The organism is Parvibaculum sp. (genome assembly GCF_049672805.1).
Classification (GTDB): domain Bacteria; phylum Pseudomonadota; class Alphaproteobacteria; order Parvibaculales; family Parvibaculaceae; genus Parvibaculum.
In genome coordinates, this window is record NZ_JBATWS010000386.1 from 1 (window position 1) to 1884 (window position 1884).

General features: G+C 59.2%; 2 protein-coding genes. Both read right to left on the bottom strand.

The genetic code is table 11. The annotated features are described in order from the left end of the window. The coding region (locus tag WBF74_RS12045; protein ID WP_424440130.1) for an acyl-CoA dehydrogenase family protein at window positions 1-1503 on the bottom strand (1503 nt) is incomplete at its 3' end. 224 nt (window positions 1504-1727) lie between these two features. Beyond that, window positions 1728-1884 (bottom strand): 4Fe-4S dicluster domain-containing protein (locus WBF74_RS12050; RefSeq protein ID WP_424440133.1); only part of this gene is annotated, 157 nt, incomplete at its 5' end.

Below are 1884 nucleotides of genomic sequence, written 5' to 3' on the forward strand. Positions count from 1 at the left end.
CTGGCCCAGACGGTCTGTCGCCTGTCGCAATAGGGCGAACGCTTCGCGCACCGGCTCGACGATTTCAATAATATCATCGCTTGCAGCGGCAAGATCGGCTTCGATCAACCCGAAAAAATGCCGGGGCAGAGCGCCATCGTCTATGGAGAGCTTGCGGCCGACAAGATCGGCAGCCTGCACCCCGTTCGTGCCTTCGTAAATCTGTGCGATACGCGCATCCCGCACGAACTGTTCCACGCCCCATTCGTGGATATAGCCATGACCGCCGAAAACCTGCTGCGCCAGTACCGCGCCCTCGAACCCGAGATCAGTAAAGGCGGCCTTGATGACGGGCGTGAGCAGCGCGACGTTGCCCTCAGCCAGAGCACGCTGCGTGGCGTCGTCAAGGCCGGCGGCCTTGTCCATTTCGAGCGCCGTCCAGATGGCGAGCCCACGTGCGGCCTCGACAAACGAGCGGATCGTCAGCAGCATCTTGCGGACATCTGCATGGTCGATGATGGGCACGAGCGCGCTCTGGCCGTCCGCGGAGCGGCCCTGCAGACGCTCCTTCGCATAGCGCGCCGCCTTCTGATAGGCTGCGTCCGCGATCCCCAGGCCCTGTATACCGACGAAGAGCCGCTCCGCGTTCATCATGGTGAACATCGCAGCAAGGCCCTTATTGGGCTCACCGACCAGCCAACCCTTAGCGCCATCGTAGTTCATCACGCAGGTCGGCTGGGCATGGATGCCCATTTTTTTCTCGAGCGAGCCGACAGAGAACGTGTTGCGCGCACCGAGCGAGCCGTCGGAATCGACCAGGAACTTGGGCACAAGGAAGAGACTGATCCCTTTGACGCCCTTGGGTGCCCCTGGCAGACGGGCGAGCACCAGATGGATGATGTTGCCGCCGAAGTCATGATCGCCCGATGAAATGAAGATCTTGCTGCCCGTTACCTTGTAGGATCCGTCATCCTGCGGCTCGGCCTGCGTTTTGAGGAGTCCCAGATCCGTGCCGGCACTGGCCTCAGTGAGCGCCATCGCGCCCGTCCACTCGCCGCTGATCATCTTCGGCAGGTAGATGGCTTTCAGCTCATCGCTTGCATGGTGGCCAATAGCTTCTGTTGCACCGCGTGTCAGGCCGGGAAAGAGACCGAAAGAAAGGTTCGCGGCCGACAACAGCTCATCCGCGAGAATTTGCAATGCCCTGGGCAATCCTTGCCCGCCGTAGGCTGTGTCGCCGGATAAGCCGGACCAACCAGCTTCCGCGAATGCCCGATACGCTTCCGAAAATCCCTTGGGCGTATGCACCACGCCGTCGATAAGCCGGCTGCCTTCTTCATCGCCCGGCAGGTTGAGCGGCTGGATGGTATCGGCAAAGAACCGCCCCGCCTCTTCCAGAATGTTGACCGCAAACTCGGCATCGACCTCGGCGAACGCGGGCAGAGTGCCAGCAAGTTTGTCAATGGCAAACACATCGGACAAGAGAAACGCGATGTCGGCAATGGGGGGCGTATATTCGGACATGGCAGGCGCTCCTGATAGGCTGTTCGGAAGCGAACCAGCGGGACAGTTCCGCTCCCGGTGCGTCCGTCATATCAAGTAACCGAGCGCGATGCACATGCTAAGCCGAATTTTCCTCTACACCAATAGTCGGAGTTTGCGAATTCAGAAGCATTGGTTGCGGATGAAATCTTTTTAGTTTAGCGGCATTTTACTATCAGTCATCCATCCGCACACCATATTCACCACTACATGTTCGGATAATTCGGGCCGCCGCCACCTTCGGGGGGGACCCAAGTGATGTTTTGCGACGGATCCTTAATGTCGCATGTTTTGCAATGCACGCAATTCTGAGCGTTGATGACGAAACGCGGATCCGTCCGTGCTGCTTCATCAGCGTAGACC